At 70.0% G+C, this 16,430-nt stretch carries 13 protein-coding genes; 5 read left to right on the forward strand and 8 right to left on the reverse strand.

The features are described 5' to 3' along the window. The first annotated feature begins 66 nt into the window (after nt 1-66). From ACFOES_RS09580 to ACFOES_RS09595, 4 genes are all read left to right on the forward strand, one after another. Complete coding sequence (locus tag ACFOES_RS09580; protein ID WP_377833045.1) at nt 67-729, forward strand: SDR family NAD(P)-dependent oxidoreductase; 663 nt, start codon at nt 67-69, stop codon at nt 727-729. A gap of 152 nt (nt 730-881) precedes the next feature. Then, complete coding sequence (gene surE / locus ACFOES_RS09585) at nt 882-1,667, forward strand: 5'/3'-nucleotidase SurE (RefSeq protein ID WP_377833046.1); 786 nt, start codon at nt 882-884, stop codon at nt 1,665-1,667. Beyond that, nucleotides 1,664-2,305 carry a protein-L-isoaspartate(D-aspartate) O-methyltransferase gene (locus ACFOES_RS09590; protein ID WP_377833047.1) on the forward strand — a complete coding sequence of 214 codons (642 nt, stop codon included), beginning with the start codon at nt 1,664-1,666 and terminating at the stop codon, nt 2,303-2,305. The genes surE and ACFOES_RS09590 overlap by 4 nt, the downstream gene beginning before the upstream one ends. A 46-nt stretch (nt 2,306-2,351) precedes the next feature. Further along, on the forward strand, nt 2,352-3,545 hold the full coding sequence (locus ACFOES_RS09595) for a peptidoglycan DD-metalloendopeptidase family protein (RefSeq protein WP_377833048.1): 1,194 nt from the start codon (nt 2,352-2,354) through the stop codon (nt 3,543-3,545). A gap of 91 nt (nt 3,546-3,636) precedes the next feature. Here ACFOES_RS09595 and ACFOES_RS09600 read toward each other — a convergent pair whose 3' ends face one another. The 3 genes from ACFOES_RS09600 to ACFOES_RS09610 form a co-directional block, all read right to left on the reverse strand. Next, on the reverse strand, nt 3,637-5,004 hold the full coding sequence (locus ACFOES_RS09600; protein WP_377833049.1) for a cytochrome P450: 1,368 nt from the start codon (nt 5,002-5,004) through the stop codon (nt 3,637-3,639). Further along, on the reverse strand, nt 5,001-6,215 hold the full coding sequence (locus ACFOES_RS09605) for a hypothetical protein (RefSeq protein WP_377833050.1): 1,215 nt from the start codon (nt 6,213-6,215) through the stop codon (nt 5,001-5,003). The genes ACFOES_RS09600 and ACFOES_RS09605 overlap by 4 nt, the downstream gene beginning before the upstream one ends. 215 nt (nt 6,216-6,430) lie before the next feature. Next, nucleotides 6,431-7,183 carry a cytochrome c biogenesis CcdA family protein gene (locus ACFOES_RS09610; protein WP_377833051.1) on the reverse strand — a complete coding sequence of 251 codons (753 nt, stop codon included), beginning with the start codon at nt 7,181-7,183 and terminating at the stop codon, nt 6,431-6,433. 106 nt (nt 7,184-7,289) lie between these two features. Between ACFOES_RS09610 and ACFOES_RS09615 the strand changes: the two genes are divergently transcribed. After that, complete coding sequence (locus ACFOES_RS09615; RefSeq protein WP_377833052.1) at nt 7,290-7,541, forward strand: sulfurtransferase TusA family protein; 252 nt, start codon at nt 7,290-7,292, stop codon at nt 7,539-7,541. A 91-nt stretch (nt 7,542-7,632) separates the two neighbouring features. Here the strand turns inward: ACFOES_RS09615 and ACFOES_RS09620 are convergent, their stop codons facing one another. From ACFOES_RS09620 to ACFOES_RS09640, 5 genes are all read right to left on the reverse strand, one after another. Then, on the reverse strand, nt 7,633-10,656 hold the full coding sequence (locus ACFOES_RS09620) for an Rne/Rng family ribonuclease (RefSeq protein WP_377833053.1): 3,024 nt from the start codon (nt 10,654-10,656) through the stop codon (nt 7,633-7,635). Nucleotides 10,657-11,181: 525 nt separating this feature from the next. Then, the gene (locus ACFOES_RS09625; protein WP_377833054.1) at nt 11,182-12,513 is read right to left on the reverse strand and encodes a sigma-54-dependent transcriptional regulator; all 1,332 of its coding nucleotides are present in this window, start codon (nt 12,511-12,513) and stop codon (nt 11,182-11,184) included. Between the two features lie 7 nt (nt 12,514-12,520). Beyond that, the gene (locus ACFOES_RS09630) at nt 12,521-14,296 is read right to left on the reverse strand and encodes a sensor histidine kinase (protein ID WP_377833055.1); all 1,776 of its coding nucleotides are present in this window, start codon (nt 14,294-14,296) and stop codon (nt 12,521-12,523) included. Nucleotides 14,297-14,354: 58 nt separating this feature from the next. After that, complete coding sequence (gene purQ / locus ACFOES_RS09635) at nt 14,355-15,023, reverse strand: phosphoribosylformylglycinamidine synthase subunit PurQ (RefSeq protein WP_377833056.1); 669 nt, start codon at nt 15,021-15,023, stop codon at nt 14,355-14,357. A 366-nt stretch (nt 15,024-15,389) separates the two neighbouring features. Further along, the gene (locus ACFOES_RS09640) at nt 15,390-16,430 is read right to left on the reverse strand and encodes an alcohol dehydrogenase catalytic domain-containing protein (RefSeq protein WP_377833057.1); all 1,041 of its coding nucleotides are present in this window, start codon (nt 16,428-16,430) and stop codon (nt 15,390-15,392) included.

Consider the following 16,430-nt stretch of genomic DNA (forward strand, 5'->3'; position numbering starts at 1 on the left):
GTCATCGCACACGGTTCCGTCAACTTGCTCTTGCCTCGGGCCGGCGCCGGTGTCAGATCAGAAGCCATGACTTCAGAAGCCAATTCCTCTCCCGTCGCCCTGATCACCGGCGCCTCGCGCGGGCTGGGCGCCGCCATGGCCGAGGCGCTGGCCGCCAGGGGCTATCACATCGTCGCCGTCGCCCGCACCGTGGGCGGCCTGGAAGAGCTGGACGACCGCATCCAGGCCAAGGGCGGCGCGGCGACGCTGGCGCCGATGGACATCACCAATGACGATGCGATGCGGCACCTGTGCCTGTCGATCTACGAGCGTTGGGGCAAGGCGGATCTCTGGGTCCATGCCGCGATCCATGCCGCACCGCTGACCCCGGCGGGGCACCTGGACGAAAAGGACTGGGACAAGTCGCTGCAGATCAACGCCCGGGCCACCGGCATGCTGATCCCGATGGTCGAGCCGCTGTTGCGCGCCGCGCCGGCCGGAACGGCGCTGTTCTTCGACGATCCGCGCGCCGGGCAGAAGTTCTTTTCCGCCTATGGCGCGACCAAGGCGGCGCAGATCGCGCTGGCACGGAGCTGGCAGGCCGAGACCGCCTCGATGGAACCGCGCGTGGTCATCGAGACCCCGGCGCCGATGCCGACGGCGACCCGCGCCCGCTTCTTCCCCGGCGAGGACCGCGATGCGCTGACTTCGCCGCATGACGAGGCGGCGCGGATCCTCGGGCTGCTCTAGGCCGCTCTCCGGCGCCTCGCGGCAGCCGGCGCCCCTGCCCGGTCGCACAGAATTTCGCCTCGCCGCGCTCCCCCCTGCCGCAGCCCTGCCGTGACGGGTTTACGCCCGCCCGGCTCTCGACTAATCAGGGCGCGAGGCAGACGGAGCGGCGCATGCGCATTCTCATCACCAATGACGACGGCATCAACGCGCCGGGGCTGCGCGTCCTCCACGCCATCGCCGAGGAGATCGCCGGCCCGGACGGCGAGGTCTGGACCGTCGCCCCGGCCTTCGAGCAATCCGGCGTCGGCCATTGCATCAGCTATACCCACCCGACGATGATCGCCGAACTCGGCCCGCGCCGCTATGCCGCCGAGGGCTCGCCGGCCGATTGCGTCCTGGCCGGGCTGCATGACGTGCTGGCCGAGACCAGGCCCGACCTGGTGCTGTCGGGCGTCAACCGCGGCAACAACGCCGCCGAGAACACGCTCTATTCCGGCACCATCGGCGGGGCGATGGAGGCGGCGCTGCAGGGCCTGCCGGCGATCGCGCTGTCGCAGTTCATCGGCCCGGGCACCGAGGGGCTGGAAACCCCGTTCGAGGCCGCCGCCGTCCATGGCGCCGGGGTCGTGCGGGCGCTGCTCGACAACGGTCACTGGGATGCCGGCCCCTACCGCACCTTCTACAACGTCAACTTCCCGCCCTGCGGCGCGGCCGAGGTCAAGGGCACCCGCGTCACCGCCCAGGGCTTCCGCGACTACACCACCTTCTCGGTCGAGCCGCACAAGTCGCCCTCGGGCCGCCGCTTCCTGTGGATCAAGGGCGGCGCCCAGCACGGGCCGACCGGGCCCGGCACCGACGTCACCGCCAATGTCGAGGGCTACGTCTCGGTCACGCCGATGCGCGCCGACCTCACCGCCCATGACCTGCTCGCCGATCTCAGGAGCAAGCTGGAATGACCGACGCCGCCGAGCGGAAAATGCGTTTCCTCTACGCGCTCCGCTCAAAGGGCGTGACCGATGCCCGCGTGCTGACGGCGATGGAGAAGATCGACCGCGGCGCCTTCGTCCGCGGGCTGTTCGCCGAACGCGCCTACGAGGACATGCCGCTGCCCATCGCCTGCGGCCAGACCATCTCCCAGCCCTCGGTGGTGGCGCTGATGACCCAGGCGCTGCAGGTCGGCCCGCGCGACAAGGTGATGGAGATCGGCACCGGCTCGGGCTACCAGGCGGCGATCCTGTCCCAGCTCGCCCGCCGGGTCTATACCGTCGACCGCCACCGCCGGCTGGTGCGCGAGGCCCAGGCGGTGTTCGAGACGCTGGCCCTGACCAACATCACGGCGATGACCGCTGATGGCAGCTTCGGCCTGCCCGAGCAAGCGCCCTTCGATCGCATCCTCGTGACGGCGGCGGCCGAGGACCCGCCGGGCCCCCTCTTGGCCCAGTTGCGCATCGGCGGTATCATGGTGCTGCCCGTCGGGCAGTCGGACGCCGTGCAGAGCCTGATCCGGGTCACCCGGACCGAGACGGGGTTCGAATACGATGAATTGCGCCCCGTGCGTTTCGTGCCGCTGGTCGAAGGGCTGGGGCAGGACTGATCGACGACGACCCGGGAAAACCGGGCAGCAGCAGAGGCAGACAGTGATGACATTCCCCCGTTTCCCGCTTACCCGCCCGCTCCTGCTATGCGTGGCGCTCGGCGCCCTGACGGCCTGTACCGACGGCTATGACTGGGACCTGCGCAGTGCCGGCGACGGCTTCGACACCACCTCGGCGGTGCAGAAGGCGGTGGCCAGGCGGCCGCAGCCGGACGATCGCGGCATCATCTCCTATCCCGGCTACCAGGTCGTGATCGCGCGCCAGGGCGACAGCGTCGCCGCGGTCGCCGACCGGATCGGGGTGAACTCCGGCGAGCTTGCCCGCTTCAACGGCCTGACCCCGGATGCCGCCCTGCGCGGCGGCGAGGTGCTGGCCCTGCCCAACCGCGTCTCCGAGCCCTCGGCCGCCACCGGCGCCGCGCCGGGCCAGGTCAACATCACCACGCTGGCCGAGGGCGCGATCGACCGCGCCTCGAACGGCGGCACGCCCGCGGCGGAAAGTGGCGTCGTCAAGGGTCAGCCGGCCAAGACCGCGGCGGCCAAGGCCCAGCCGGCCGACCAGCCGCTGCGCCACAAGGTGCGGCGCGGCGAGACCGCCTATTCCATCGCCCGGCTCTACAACGTGCCGGTCAAGGCGCTGGCCGACTGGAACGGGCTCGGCCCCGATCTGGGCGTGCGCGAGGGCCAGTACCTGCTGATCCCGGTGGCCAAGGATGGCGCCGCCCCGGCCGTGCCGGCCAAGGTCACGCCGCCCGGCCGGCCGACCCCGGCCCCCGAGCCGCCGAGCGCCGCTCAGCCGCTGCCGGCCGACAATCCGACCCCGGCCTCGAAGCCGTCGCCCAAGACGCCGCCCTCGCCCGACCTGGGCAAGACCCGGACCGCGGCCTCGTCCTCGACCTTCGACATGCCGTTGAACGGCAAGATCATCCGTGGCTTCGTCAAGGGCAAGAGCGACGGCATCGACATCGGCGCGGCGGCCGGATCCCCGGTCAAGGCGGCCGGCGACGGCGAGGTGGCGGCAATCACCCAGGATGTCGACCGGGTGCCGGTGATTGTGGTGCGCCACAAGGACAACCTGCTGACGGTCTACGCCAATATCGACAACATCAAGGTCAAGAAGGGCGACAAGATCAAGCGCGGCCAGACCATCGCCACGGTGCGCAAGGGCAACCCGTCCTTCGTCCATTTCGAGGTCCGCAAGGGCTTCGACAGCGTCGACCCGATGCCCTATCTCGAGTGAGCCCTCGGCAAGTCCCCACCTTCCCGCGTGCGTTCATCTTCACGGAAATATCCTCGGGGGGCGCGGGGGGCAGATAGCCCCCCGCAACCTCCTACCTTTCCTCCAGCCGCAGCCAGATGCCGTCGCGCGCCCGCACCGTCAGATGGGCCACCGGCACCGGTTCGCGCCCGTACACCGCCGTGATACGGAAGGCGCGGGCGATCAGCGACAGGATCAGCGGCCCTTCGGCCATGGCGAAGCCGGCGCCGGGGCAGACCCGCGGCCCGGTCGAGAACGGGATATAGGCCGCGCGCAGGCAGGCCTTGCCGTTCTCGGTCTCGAAGCGGCCCGGATCGAAGCCGTCCGGGTTGTCCCACAGCCGCTCGTGCCGGTGCAGGTGCCAGGGCGAGATCACGACCTGCGACCCCGGCGCCACCGCGCGCCCGCGGAAGCATTCCGGCCGGGTCGCCTCGCGCACGAACATCGGCACCGGCGGGTAGAGCCGCATCGCCTCGCGGAACACCGCCCGGCTGAGCTTCAGCTTGCCCAGGGTTGAAAAGGCCGCCGGGGCCGCGCCCAGAACCGCCTCCGCCTCGCCTGCCAGCCGCTCCTGCCATTCCGGGTCGAGCGCCAGCAGGTAGAGCGCCCAGGCCAGGGCAGAGGCGCTGGTCTCGTGCCCGGCAAGGAAGAAGATCGCCACCTGGTCGACCATCTCGGCCGTGTCGAAGCATCGCCCGCTCTGCGGATCCGGCGTGGTCATGATCTTGGACGCGAGATCGTCCGGCGCGCTCCCGGCCGCGATCTGCGCCGCCCGCTCGGCCGTCAGCCGCTCGATCAGCGCCCGGATCCGGCGCGCCGTCTGCCGGGTGCGCCGCGAATGGAACCGCGGCAGCCAGCGCGGCAGCGGCAGCAGCGCCGCGATATTGACGATCGGCTGGGCCCGCTGGTGGTCGCGGAATTCCCGGAACACCGCCCCCGCCACCGCGTGCTCGATCGGGATCGAGAACAGGGTGCGGAAGATCACGTCCGCCGCCGCGTGCGAGGTCTCGGCCTCGATCTCGATCGGCCCCGCCCCGGTCTTCGCCCGCAGCCGCTCGACGCAGGCCTCGCCCGCCGCCAGCATCGCCGGGAAGGTGTCGCGCAGCCGCCCGCCCTCGAAGGCCGGGTCGATGATCCGCCGCTGCCGGGCCCAGGTCGCACCATTGGTGACGAAGACGCTGTCGCGCAACAGCGGCCGCAGCCCCTCGCGGATGCGGTCGGACTTGGGGAAGTCCAGCGGCCGCTCTTTCAACACCAGGTCGACCAGGGCCGGGTCGTTGCACATGTAGGAGCGGAAGAAGGGGGTGCGGAACTCGGCCATCCAGGCGCGGTAGAGCCGGGCCGGCTGGGCCGAGAGGATATCCTGCCGGAACAACCGGAAGTAGCGCCAGAGCGAAACCTTGTCGGGCCGCGGCGCGGGTTTCGGCGGCAGCTGCGTCATGCCGCCATCGAGGTGTAGCGCGACACCGCCGCCTCGATCCGGCTTTTCGACGGCTTGCGCCCGGCATAGCGCGCCCCCAGGGTCAGCGGCCCGGCGGTAATGCGGAAATAGTCGTAGTCGCCGGGCCGGTCGAAGGCGCAGAGATACTGGAAATGCAGCCGGAAGAAGCGCCAGCGCAGTTCCTTCCAGCGCTCCGGGCTCAGCGTCCGGGTGAAGGCGGCGGAAAACACCAGCGGCCAGCGCTTGTTCGCCGGCGCCACGCCCGAGACCGCCACCGGATCGCAGAGCGCGAAGGCGCAACCGTCGCCGGGCGCGGTGACGTCGACCCAGCTCAATTCGTCGCGGGCCGAGAGGTAATGCAGGTCGGCCCTGAGCCGCCCGGCCTTCGGCAGGAAGGACACCATCGGCACCACCTGGCCCAGGGTCAGGAAGGACAGCGCCGGGCCGTTCTTGGGCACCTCGCCCGCCCGGATCAGGTCGGCGAGGATGGAAATCCCCAGATGCGCGCCCGAGGAATGGCCGACGACCAGCACCTCGTCGACCTCCGCGCGCAGGGCCTCGGCGACGGTCTGGCGGAAGGCGGCCATCCGCGCCTCCAGCTCGGGCGGGTTGGCCCCGCCCGACTGCGCCGAGTAGGCGTAGTCATGCATCAGGTAATAGGCATAGAGCTTGCCGTCCTTCGACCGGAACCAGCGCAGCACCAGCGGCACCAGCGCCAGCCCGGCCAGCCCCCCCAGCCAGCCCGGCGCCGCCAGCGCGACGCCCGCCGCCAGCGCCCAGCCCGCGAGCCCGGCGACCAGCAGCTGCGCCAGCAGCATGACGATCGGGTAGAGCGCGGCAATGATCGGCCCCTTGCGCAGCCGCATCAGCCGGAACAGTGCGCCCGAGCCGATATAGGCCCAGGCGGTCCGCAACAGCTGGCCATAGGTCGCGACGATCCCCTGCGCCATCGAGCCCCGGACGATGTCGGACCAGACCAGCACCTCGACATCGCTCTCCACCGCGGCGCCGTCGAAGCGGCCCGAGACATGCCAGCCATAGCGCCCCGGCCCGGATCTGCCCTGCAGCGCGATCTCGTAGCCCGAGAGCGCCGCCTGCGCCGCGCCCTCCTTGCGGTAGAGCTCGCGGTAGCGGCGGGGATGAAACGGGTCGTAGCCGGGGATGTAGAACACCCGCCGCCGCGCCACCCTGCCCCTGTCCTCAATGCCCATCGCCTGCCCTCACTCGGGCCCGAGCCTAGCGCGGGTTTCCGGCGAAAGTAAGATCAGCCTGCCCCGGTTCCGACGCAGCTGGGGCGGAAAGGGCGGCGGCCTCCGGCGGGAGTATTTGGGCAAAGAAGAAGCACCTTCTGCATTTCTTCTTTGCCCAAATACTCCGGGGGTCCGGGGGCTGGCCCCCGGCCCCGCATTCACCGCCCGCGCCGGCCTCAGCCGAGCTGGGCCAGCCCCGGGAAGGTCTCCAGCAGCCAGTAGGAGAAGCTCGACAGCCCGCCGGTCAGCATCAGCAGGCCGATGGCCAGCAACAGCCCGCCCATGATCCGCTCGATCCACAGCATGTGGCGCTTCATCCAGTTCATCAGCCCGGTCAGGCGCGGGAAGAAGGCGGCGACCAGCAGGAAAGGAATGCCGAGGCCGATGGCATAGACCGCCAGCAGCAGGGTGCCGCGGGCGACATTGGCCTCGGAGGCGGCGAGCGACAGGATCGCGCCCAGCTGCGGGCCGATGCAGGGGGTCCAGCCGAAGGCGAAGGCGAGACCGAGGACATAGGCGCCGAAGGCCGAGCCGCCGCGGTCGCCGGCATCCACCCGGACCTCGCGGTCGAGGAAGGGGATGCGGAACAGGCCGATGAAATGGGCGCCGAAGACCATCACCACGACACCGGCGATCTTGGCGAAGAGCTGCGAGTTGGACAGGAAGAAACTGCCGAAGGCCGAGGCGGCGAAGCCGAGGAACAGGAACACGGTCGAGAGGCCGAGCACGAAGCTGGCCGCGGTCGGCAGCAGGCTGCGGTGGCTGCGATTTCCGCTGCTGAGCTCCGACATGCTGATCCCGCCCATATAGGCCAGGTAGGGCGGCACGATCGGCAGCACGCAGGGGCTGAGGAAGGACAGCAGCCCCGCCACCAGCGCGATCACCATGGCGGGCAGCAGGCCCGCGTCGATCAGGTCCAATCCGAACATGCAGTTTCCCCTTTCCCTCCGCATAGACGATCCCGCGCCCGCCGTCACCTGCCCGGGCCATAACATTCACGTGGACAAGCGGGGGGCGCGCGCCTATGCCGCGGGCATGACGACGGATAGCCGGGATGACAAGGTCGACGCCGAGGTAGATGCGCTGGGGCTGCTGTGCCCGCTGCCGGTGCTGAAGGCGCGCAAGCGGCTGCTGGAGATGGCGCCGGGCGCGGTGCTGCGGCTGGTGGCGAGCGACCCGGCCGCGATCGTCGACATGCCCCATTTCTGCGCCCAGGCCGGGCACGCGCTGCTGGCGATGGAAGAAAGCGCCGGCCGGGTGACGTTCCTGATCCGCCGCGGCGGCTGAGCCGGGCGTCGCCCTTCACCCGCGCCCTGCCCCGGCAAAGGAAAAGGGCGCCGGAGTTGCCCCCCGGCGCCCTGGATTTCCTGCGACAGCCTCAGCGGCCGAGCGACCACCAGCCGCGGCGCTTGGGCTTCGGCTTGGCCTCCGGTTCCGGCGCGGCGCCGGCGGCCTCGGCCACCGGTTCGGGCACCTTCTCCTCGGCCGGACCCTCCTCGGCTACCGCCGGGGCGGCCGGGGCTGCTTCAGGAGCGGCCTCCGCCGCGACAGGCTCCTCGGCCGGGGTCACCGCCTCGGGTTCCGCCGGGGCCACGGGTTCCGTCGGGGCCTCGGCGGCCGCTTCCACGGCCTCGGCAGCGGGTTCCGCGACCGGAGCGGGGGCCGCCTCGGCTTCCGCGGCGGCCTCTGCCGGGGCCGCGGGCTCGACCGCCTTCTTCGTGGTCCGGCGGCGGCGGGTCGGCTTCTTCGGCTTCTCGGGCACCGCTTCGGCCGCGACCGCCTCGGCGGTTTCGGCCGGGGCTTCCGCGCCCTCGGCCGCTTCGGCCGGGGTCTCTGTCGGGGCCTCGGCCGGTGCCTCGGTCGGGGCCGCTGCCGCGGCTTCCGTCGGCGCCTCGACCGCGGCCTCGGCGGGCGTTTCCGCCGCCTCCTCGGCCTTGGCCTTGCCACGTCCGCGCCCACCGCGGCTGCGGCGCTTCTTCGGCGCGGCCTCCGCGGCCTCTTCCGTCACCTCGGCCGGAGCCTCGGCAGTGGCTTCGGCGCTGGCTTCCGCGGCAGCTTCGACACTGGCTTCAGCTGCGGCTTCGGCCGTCTCGGCGGGCTGTTCCTCGCCGGCCTGCGCCTCGGCCGCCTCGCCGCCAGTCTCGCCGCCGCTCTCGCCGTTGCCGTTGCCCTTGCGGCGCCGGCGCCGGCGCCGCTTCTTGCGCGGCGCCTGGCCCTCGTCGCCCTCGGCCGGGGTCTCGGCCTCGGCCTCGATCTCTTCCTCCTCCTCGACCGGCTCGGGCATCGCCGTCATGTCGATCGACACCACCGGCGCCGTCGCCTCGACGACGCGGGTCGCGGTCTTGAACTTCTCGATGGTGAAATCGGGGCTGACCAGCGACGGGTCGGCCTCGACCCGCACCGACATGCCGTAGCGCGCCTCGATCGTCGCGACATGCTCGCGCTTCTGGTTCATCAGGAAGTTGACGATGGCGATCGGCGCCTTGAGCAGCACCTCGCGCGAGCGTTTCCGCGTGCCCTCTTCCTCGAGCGCGCGCAGGATCTGCAGCGCCAGGCTGTCATCTGAGCGGATCAGGCCGGTGCCGTGACAATGCGGGCAGGGCTGGGTGGTGCTTTCCAGCATCCCCGGCCGCAACCGCTGGCGCGACATCTCGAGCAGGCCGAAGCCCGAGATCCGGCCGACCTGGATGCGGGCACGGTCGGTCTTGAGCTTGTCCTTCAGCTTCTTCTCGACGGCGGCGTTGTTCTTGCGCTCTTCCATGTCGATGAAGTCGATGACGATCAGGCCGGCCAGGTCGCGCAGGCGCAGCTGGCGGGCGACCTCCTCGGCCGCCTCGAGGTTGGTCTTGGTCGCGGTGTCCTCGATCGAGCCTTCCTTGGTCGCCCGGCCGGAGTTGACGTCGATGGCGACCAGCGCCTCGGTCACGCCGATGACGATATAGCCGCCCGACTTGAGCTGGACCACCGGGTTGAACATGCCGCTCAGGTAGCTTTCGACCTGGAAGCGGGCGAAGAGCGGCAGCGGATCGGTGTATTGCTTCACGTTCTTGGCGTGGGACGGCATGATCATCTTCATGAAGTCCTTGGCCACGCGGTAGCCCTCGGCGCCCTCGACCAGCACCTCGTCGATCTCGCGATTGTAGAGGTCGCGGATCGAACGCTTTATCAGGTTGCCTTCCTCGTAGATCGGGGCCGGCGCGATCGACTTCAGCGTCAATTCGCGGATCTGCTCCCACAGCCGCATCAGGTATTCGTAATCGCGCTTGATCTCGGCCTTGGTGCGCTTGGCGCCGGCGGTGCGGATGATCAGCCCGGCGCCTTCCGGCACCTTGATCTCCGAGGCGATCTCTTTCAGCTTCTTGCGGTCGGCGGCCTGGGTGATCTTGCGGCTGATGCCACCGCCGCGGGCGGTGTTCGGCATCAGCACGCAGTAGCGGCCGGCAAGCGACAGGTAGGTGGTCAGCGCCGCGCCCTTGTTGCCGCGCTCTTCCTTGACGACCTGGACCAGCATGATCTGCCGGACCTTGATGACTTCCTGGATCTTGTAGCGGCGCGGCCGCGGTTTGCGCGGCTGGCGGATTTCCTCGGTCACGTCCTCGTCGGCGACCGACTCGATCTCGTCGTCGAGCTCGGTGGCGTGGTCCATGGCGCGGTAGGTCTCGTCCTCTTCCTCGCCATTGTCGTCGCCGTTCTCGGCGGCCTTGTCGTCCTTGGCGGCCGGCTCTTCGCCCTGCGCCTCTTCGACCGAGGCCTCGGCCTCGGCCTTGTCTTCGGCGGCCGCGCCTTCGGTGGCCGTGTCCTCGGCAGCCGCCTCGGTGGCGTCCTCGGTGGCTTCGACCGGAGCCTCGGCGCTGTCGGCCTCCGCCGCCTCGGGCTTGGCCTCCTCGGCGACGTAGAGCGCGTCGGCGCCCTTGTCCTCGCCCAGATCGACGACGGCCATGCCCTCGATCGGGGCAGCCTCGGCCGGCGCGTCCCCGGCCGGCGTCGCCTCGGCGGTCTCGACCGCGTCGGCGCTGGTCACGGCCTCGGCGGCCGAGCTGGACTTGCGGCGCGAGCGGCGCTTGCGGCCCCCGCCCTTGCCTTCCTTGCCGTCGTCCTCGTCCTGGGCGGCGGCATAGGCGCGTTCCTCGGCCAGCAGCGCCTCGCGGTCCGCAGTCGGGATCTGGTAATAATCGGGGTGGATCTCGGAAAAGGCGAGGAACCCGTGCCGGTTGCCGCCGTAATCGACGAAGGCCGCCTGCAGCGACGGTTCGACCCGAGTGACCTTCGCGAGATAGATATTTCCGGCGAGTTGCCGCTTGTTTACCGTTTCAAAGTCGAATTCCTCGACCTTGTTGCCGTCCACCACCACGACGCGGGTCTCTTCCGCGTGGGTGGCGTCGATGAGCATCTTCTTAGCCATTCTTTTCCATTGCACCGGCGCAAACGCCCGGGCGCCGGCGCCGGTCTTGCGACGGGTTCCGGCGGGCGGGCAGATTGCGGCGGGTGACTTGTTCGGGCGACGGAGTATCCCTGACCAAGACGAACGAATGCGGCGGAGCGCCCTTGCGAGCCTCCGGTTCCCTGCCTGTTCAGTCCTGCGCAGTCCATCGCGGTTCTATCCTAGGCGCCGGGGGCGGCGCCCATCTGAAAAGCCCGTTTTGTCAGTGACTTGTCGGGCAAACTTGCGGCCATTCTGGCCAATCGGTCTGCTGGATTCCGGGCCCCGGCCCCGGGCCGGTCGTCGAATGCAGCAGCGAAACTGGTGCCGCGGCGCGTCCTTTCGAGACGACCCCGCGTTCGCCGACATTAGCGGCTGGCGATGGTAAAAGACAATGGCTATTTCGCTTTGCGCGCGCATCGGGGGACAAAGACGGGGCGAAACGCATGACGGGGGCACGCCGCCCCCGCCATCGAATCGCTGTCTTTTCGGCGCCCTCCGGCCGGCTCAGACGTAGTCCGAACGGCTGAGGCCGTATTTCGCCATCTTCTCGTTCAGCGTCCGCCGCGGCAGGCAGAGCTCTTCCATCACGTTGACGATCGAGCCCTTGTGGCGCCGCATCGTGTTGTCGATCAGCATCCGCTCGAAGGCCTCGACATATTCCTTCAGCGGCTTGCCCTCGGTGGTGATCGCCGGGCTGGCCTGGTCGTCCTCGGGCATCAAGAGCGAGGCGATCGAGCCGGTGCCGCGGCGGTTCTGCAGCACTGCGCGCTCGGCGACGTTGACCAGCTGGCGGACATTGCCCGGCCACGGCGCCTGCAGCAGCTGCGCCGCCTCCTGCGCCGTCACCTCGGGCGCGTCGCAACCGTATTCCTCGGCGAATTGCTCGGTCAGGCGGTTGAACAGGGTCAGGATGTCCTCGCCCCGCGTCCGCAGCGGCGGCAGCACGATCTTCAGCGCCGCCAGCCGGTAATAGAGGTCGGGGCGCAGCGCGTCCTCGACGGTGCGGCCGGGGGCGTGATCGTTGCAGATGGCGACGATCCGGGTCTCGGCCGGGCTGCCCTGCTCGTTGATGAAGGTCAGCAGCCGGGCCTGCAGCCCCTGGCTCAGCGCCTCGACATCCTCGAGGCACAGGGTGCCGCCGCGGGCCTCCTCGACCAGCGGCAGGCTGGCGCCCTCCTCGGTCGGGCCGAACAGCTTCTGTCCCAGCGTGTCCTCGGCATAGGCGGCGCAGGAGACGGCGACGAACTTGCGCCCGGCGCGCGGCCCGACGGCGTGCAGCGCATGGGCGACCAGGGTCTTGCCGGTGCCGGTCTCGCCGTCGATCAGGACGTGACCGTCGGCCTGGCCGAGATCGAGGATGTCCTCGCGCAGCCGCTCCATCACCGGCGACGAGCCGATCAGCTTCTTCATCAGCACGGTGCCGTCGGAAAGCTCGCGCCGCAGCGCCCGGTTGTCCAGCGTCAGCCGGCGCATCTGGGTGGCGCGCTTGGCCAGCTCGATCATGCGGTCGGGATTGAACGGCTTCTCGAGGAAGTCGAAGGCCCCCAGCCGCATCGCCTCGACCGCCATCGGCACGTCGCCATGGCCGGTGATCATGATCACCGGCAGCGCCGAATCCATGCTCATCAATCGCTTCAGCAGCGCCATGCCGTCCATGCCCGGCATCTTGATATCGCTCACGACCACGCCGGGGAAATCGGCCGGGATGCCCTTCAGCGCCTCCTCGGCCGAGGCGAAGGTCTCGGTATCGAATCCCGACAGCGCCAGCCACTGGCTGATCGACTGCCGCATGTCCTGTTCGTCATCGACGATGGCGACTTTCATGGCGCGCGTCATGCATTCCTCATTCGGCTGCCTCGACTTCCTTGCTCAATATGGGGAGTTGCACTTCGAATACAGCCCCCCCGCCCTCGGCGTTATGTGCCGTGAGCCGACCGCCCAGGTCGTTGACGATCCCCGAGGAAATGGCAAGCCCCAGGCCGACGCCCTCGCCCGGGCGCTTGGTGGTGTAGAACGGCTCGAACAGGGTATCGAGATCGGCGATGCCGTGGCCGTTGTCGCGCACCGTCAGCGTCGCCGTCTCGCCGGCCGAGAGCAGCAGGTCGATCTGCGGCTCGGGCGTGTCCTTGGTGGCGTCGAGCGCGTTGCGCAGCAGGTTGATGATCACCTGCTCCAGACGGATGCGGTCGGCCATCACCCGGACCGGCTGACGCGGCAGCGAGCGGTTGATCTTGACCAGCCGGCGCTTGAGCTGCGGCTCCATCATCGACAGCGCCGAGGACACGCAAAGCCGAACGTCCACGGGCTCGAACGCCTCTCCGCCCTTGCGCGCGTAGCTCTTGAGCTGGCGGGTGATCGCCCCCATCCGCTCGATCAGGTCGTCGATGCGCTGGAACGACGACAGCGCCTCGTCCGGGCGCCGGCGCTGGAGCAGCAGACGGGCGCCGGCAAGGTAGGTCTTCATCGCCGCCAGCGGCTGGTTCAGCTCGTGCGAAACCGCCGCCGACATCTCGCCCAGCGCGGCCAGTTTCTCGCTCTGCGCCAGGGTCTGCTCGGCCACCTCGAGGTTCTTCTCGGCCTTCTCGCGTTCGGCGATTTCCCGCTGCAGACGGGCGTTTAGGAGGCGAAGTTCCGCCGATTCCTGCTGGAACACGACCGAGCGCGACCAGGCCTTGCGCGACAGCAGGTAGAAGGCCAGCGCCAGCAGAATCGCGAAGCCCATGATCTCGAGCGCGAGGAAGGCGTTCACCCGTTCGCGCACGGAATCGTATTTGGTGTAGGAGATCAGCTTCCAGCCGCGGAACGGGATCCGGGCCTGGTTGCGCATCACCGCCTCGCCGCGCAGATAGGCGTCGGGCGGCACTTGGGTCCAGTCGGCGGTGGCCTTGATCGCGCGCTCGATCGCCGAGGGCGCGTCGCGCACCGCCAGCGCCTCTTCCATCGTCAGCCCGCGCCAGCTCGGCTCGGTCGACAGGATGATGTGGCCCGAGCTGTCGGTCACCAGCACCGCGTCGGCGAAGCCGGCCCAGCTGCGCTCGTATTTCATCAGGTCGACCTCGACGACGATGACGCCGACCGGCTTGGTGTCCGACAGCACCGAGCGCGAGAAGGTGAACTCGTAGCCGCCGCTATCGCGCTTGGTCGAGCTGAACACCGTGTCCTTGGCGCGCTGCGCCTCGACGAAGGCGGGCGAGGCGCGCAGGTTCTGGCCGATGCGGTTGCGGTCGGTCGCCGCCACCACCCGGCCGTGATTGTCGAGCAGCAGGATCGAGGCGGCGCCGATCTCGCCCTGCAGCATGATCAGCCGCTGCGAGGTCACCGAGTAGTCGCCGCTGATCAGTGCCCCGATCAGCGCCGGATCGCGGCCCAGCAGCAGCGGCACGACCGAGTTGCGCTGCAGCTCGGACATGACGTTGCCGCTGTAGAGGGCGAGGCGGAGCTCGGCGCGGTTGCGCGTGGTCTCGGTATAGCGCTGGGTCAGCCAGTTGTTGGTCACCCAGACCACGGCGACGGCGACGGTCAGCAGCAGGCCGATGACCAGCCGCACCCGCCAGCTGAAGCGGCGGGGCAGATCGGCCGGGTCGGGCTCGGGCCCTTGTGTGACCAGGGGGTTCGCCATGGCCGCCAGATTACGCGGCCCGGTGCCCGCGCTCAAGCGCGCCTGCGCCGGCTCGGGGTCAGGCCAGCGCCATCGTGCTCATCAACGAGCGGAAAAGCACCAATCCGTCGCTGCCGCCCTGGGCCGCGTCGATCCGCCGCTCCGGATGGGGCATCATCCCCAGCACCCGGCGGTTCGAGGACAGCACCCCGGCGATGTCGGCGACCGAGCCGTTCGGGTTGTCGACATAGGTGAAGGCGATCCGGTCCTCGTCGCGCAGCTGCGCCACCAGCTCGGGCCCGGCGGTGTAGTTGCCGTCGTGATGCGCCACCGGGATCTGGGCGACGTCGCCCTTTTCCCAGCCCGAGGTGAAGGCGCTATGCGCCGTCTCGACCCGCAGCCCGACCGTCTTGCAGACGAATTTCAGCCCGGCATTGCGCATCAGCACGCCCGGCAGCAGCCCGGTTTCGGTCAGCACCTGGAAGCCGTTGCAGATGCCCAGCACATAGCCGCCGCGCTCGCCATGCCGGGCCACGGCCTGGGCGATCGGCGAGCGCCCGGCGATGGCGCCGCAGCGCAGGTAGTCGCCGAAGGAGAAGCCGCCGGGCAGGCCGACGATGTCGATGCCCTCGGGCAGCGCGGTCTCCTTGTGCCAGACCTTGGTGACCTCGGCGCCGACGGCCTCGAAGGCCACGGCGAGATCACGGTCGCAATTCGATCCGGGGAAGGTGATGACGGCAGCTTTCACGGCGAACCTCCAATGGGCTGGAATGCCCCGCTCCTAGCGCAAAGCCGTCGATGCCGCCAGTGAAAAGCTGTCAGGCAAGGGCTCCCGCCGGGAAGAAACCACGGGTTTATCCAAGTACAACACGAACCGCGCGGCGCCTGCCCGTGGGGAGGCGCTCCGACGCCCGAACGTTGCGGTTTATACTGCCATCCACCTCTTCCGCCGGAAGCCAGCGCGCGGCCCCCAAAGCGCCTCCCCGCCGGGACGGGCAGGCGCTGCGCGGCAGCTACGCCTTGATTCCGCGCCAGAAGGGCACCGCAACCGGCCTCGGAGGCCAGCCTAGCGCCGAAACAACGTCCGGCTGTCGGGCTACATGCCCCGCCCCGCTCACCCCGCGAAGTCGGTGATTACCGCGACTCCCGGCGCTGCCGGGCCGTCGAAGGCGCGCAGCTCGTCGGTGGCGGCGCTGAGGCCGACCCGGCGGGCGATCAGCGGCGTCAGGTCGACATGGCCGCCCTCGATCAGGTTGAACAGGCTGGGATAGCGCCAGCCCGGCATGCCACGGGTGCCGTAGAGCGCCAGCTGGCCGGCATAGACCGCGTCCATCGGCAGTTTCATATGCAGATGCTCGCCCGCCGGCATGCCGATCTGGACCATCCGGCCCAGCTTGCGCAGGCTGTTGATGGCGGCGACCGTGGTGGCCGCGATCCCCAGCGCCTCGATGGCGACATGGGCGCCGCCGCCGGTGATCTCGCGCACCGCTTCGGCGGCGTCGGTCTCGGCGGCGTTGACCACCGCGTCGGCGCCGAGCTGCCGGGCATAGGCCAGCTTCTCCGGCACCACGTCGACGACGACCACCCGCGCCCCCAGCGCCCGCGCCAGGAGCAGCGCCGACAACCCGACGCCGCCGCCGCCATGGACGGCCAGCCACTCGCCCGGCGCCAGCGCGGCGCGGTCGGTCAGCGCCTGCCACGCCGTCGTCACCCGGCAGCCCAGGGCGGCGGCCAGCGCCGGCTCCATGCCCTCGGGCAGCCTAGCGATATTGGCGTCGGCATGGGGCACGGCGATGCGCTCGGCGAAGGCGCCGGGACGGGTGAAGCCCGGCAGGGCCTGGTTGGCGCAGATCGTCTGGTGGCCCTGGCGGCAATCGGGACAGGAGCCGCAGGCGAGGATGAAGGGGGCGATGACGCGGTCGCCGGATTTCCAGCCGGTCACCTGCGGCCCGACCTCCTCGACCACGCCGCAATATTCATGGCCCGGGACATGGGGCAGCGCGACGGGATCGTTGCCGGTCCAGACATGCCAGTCCGAGCGGCAGATGCCGCAGGCCAGCACCCGCAGCACGACGCCGTCCGCAGGGCAGCCCGGATCGGGGATATCGGCGATTTCGAGCGGCGCGCGCCAGCCGGTCAGCAGGGCGGCACGCAT

It is taken from the genome of Acidimangrovimonas pyrenivorans, assembly GCF_042643245.1.
Lineage (GTDB): Bacteria > Pseudomonadota > Alphaproteobacteria > Rhodobacterales > Rhodobacteraceae > Acidimangrovimonas > Acidimangrovimonas pyrenivorans.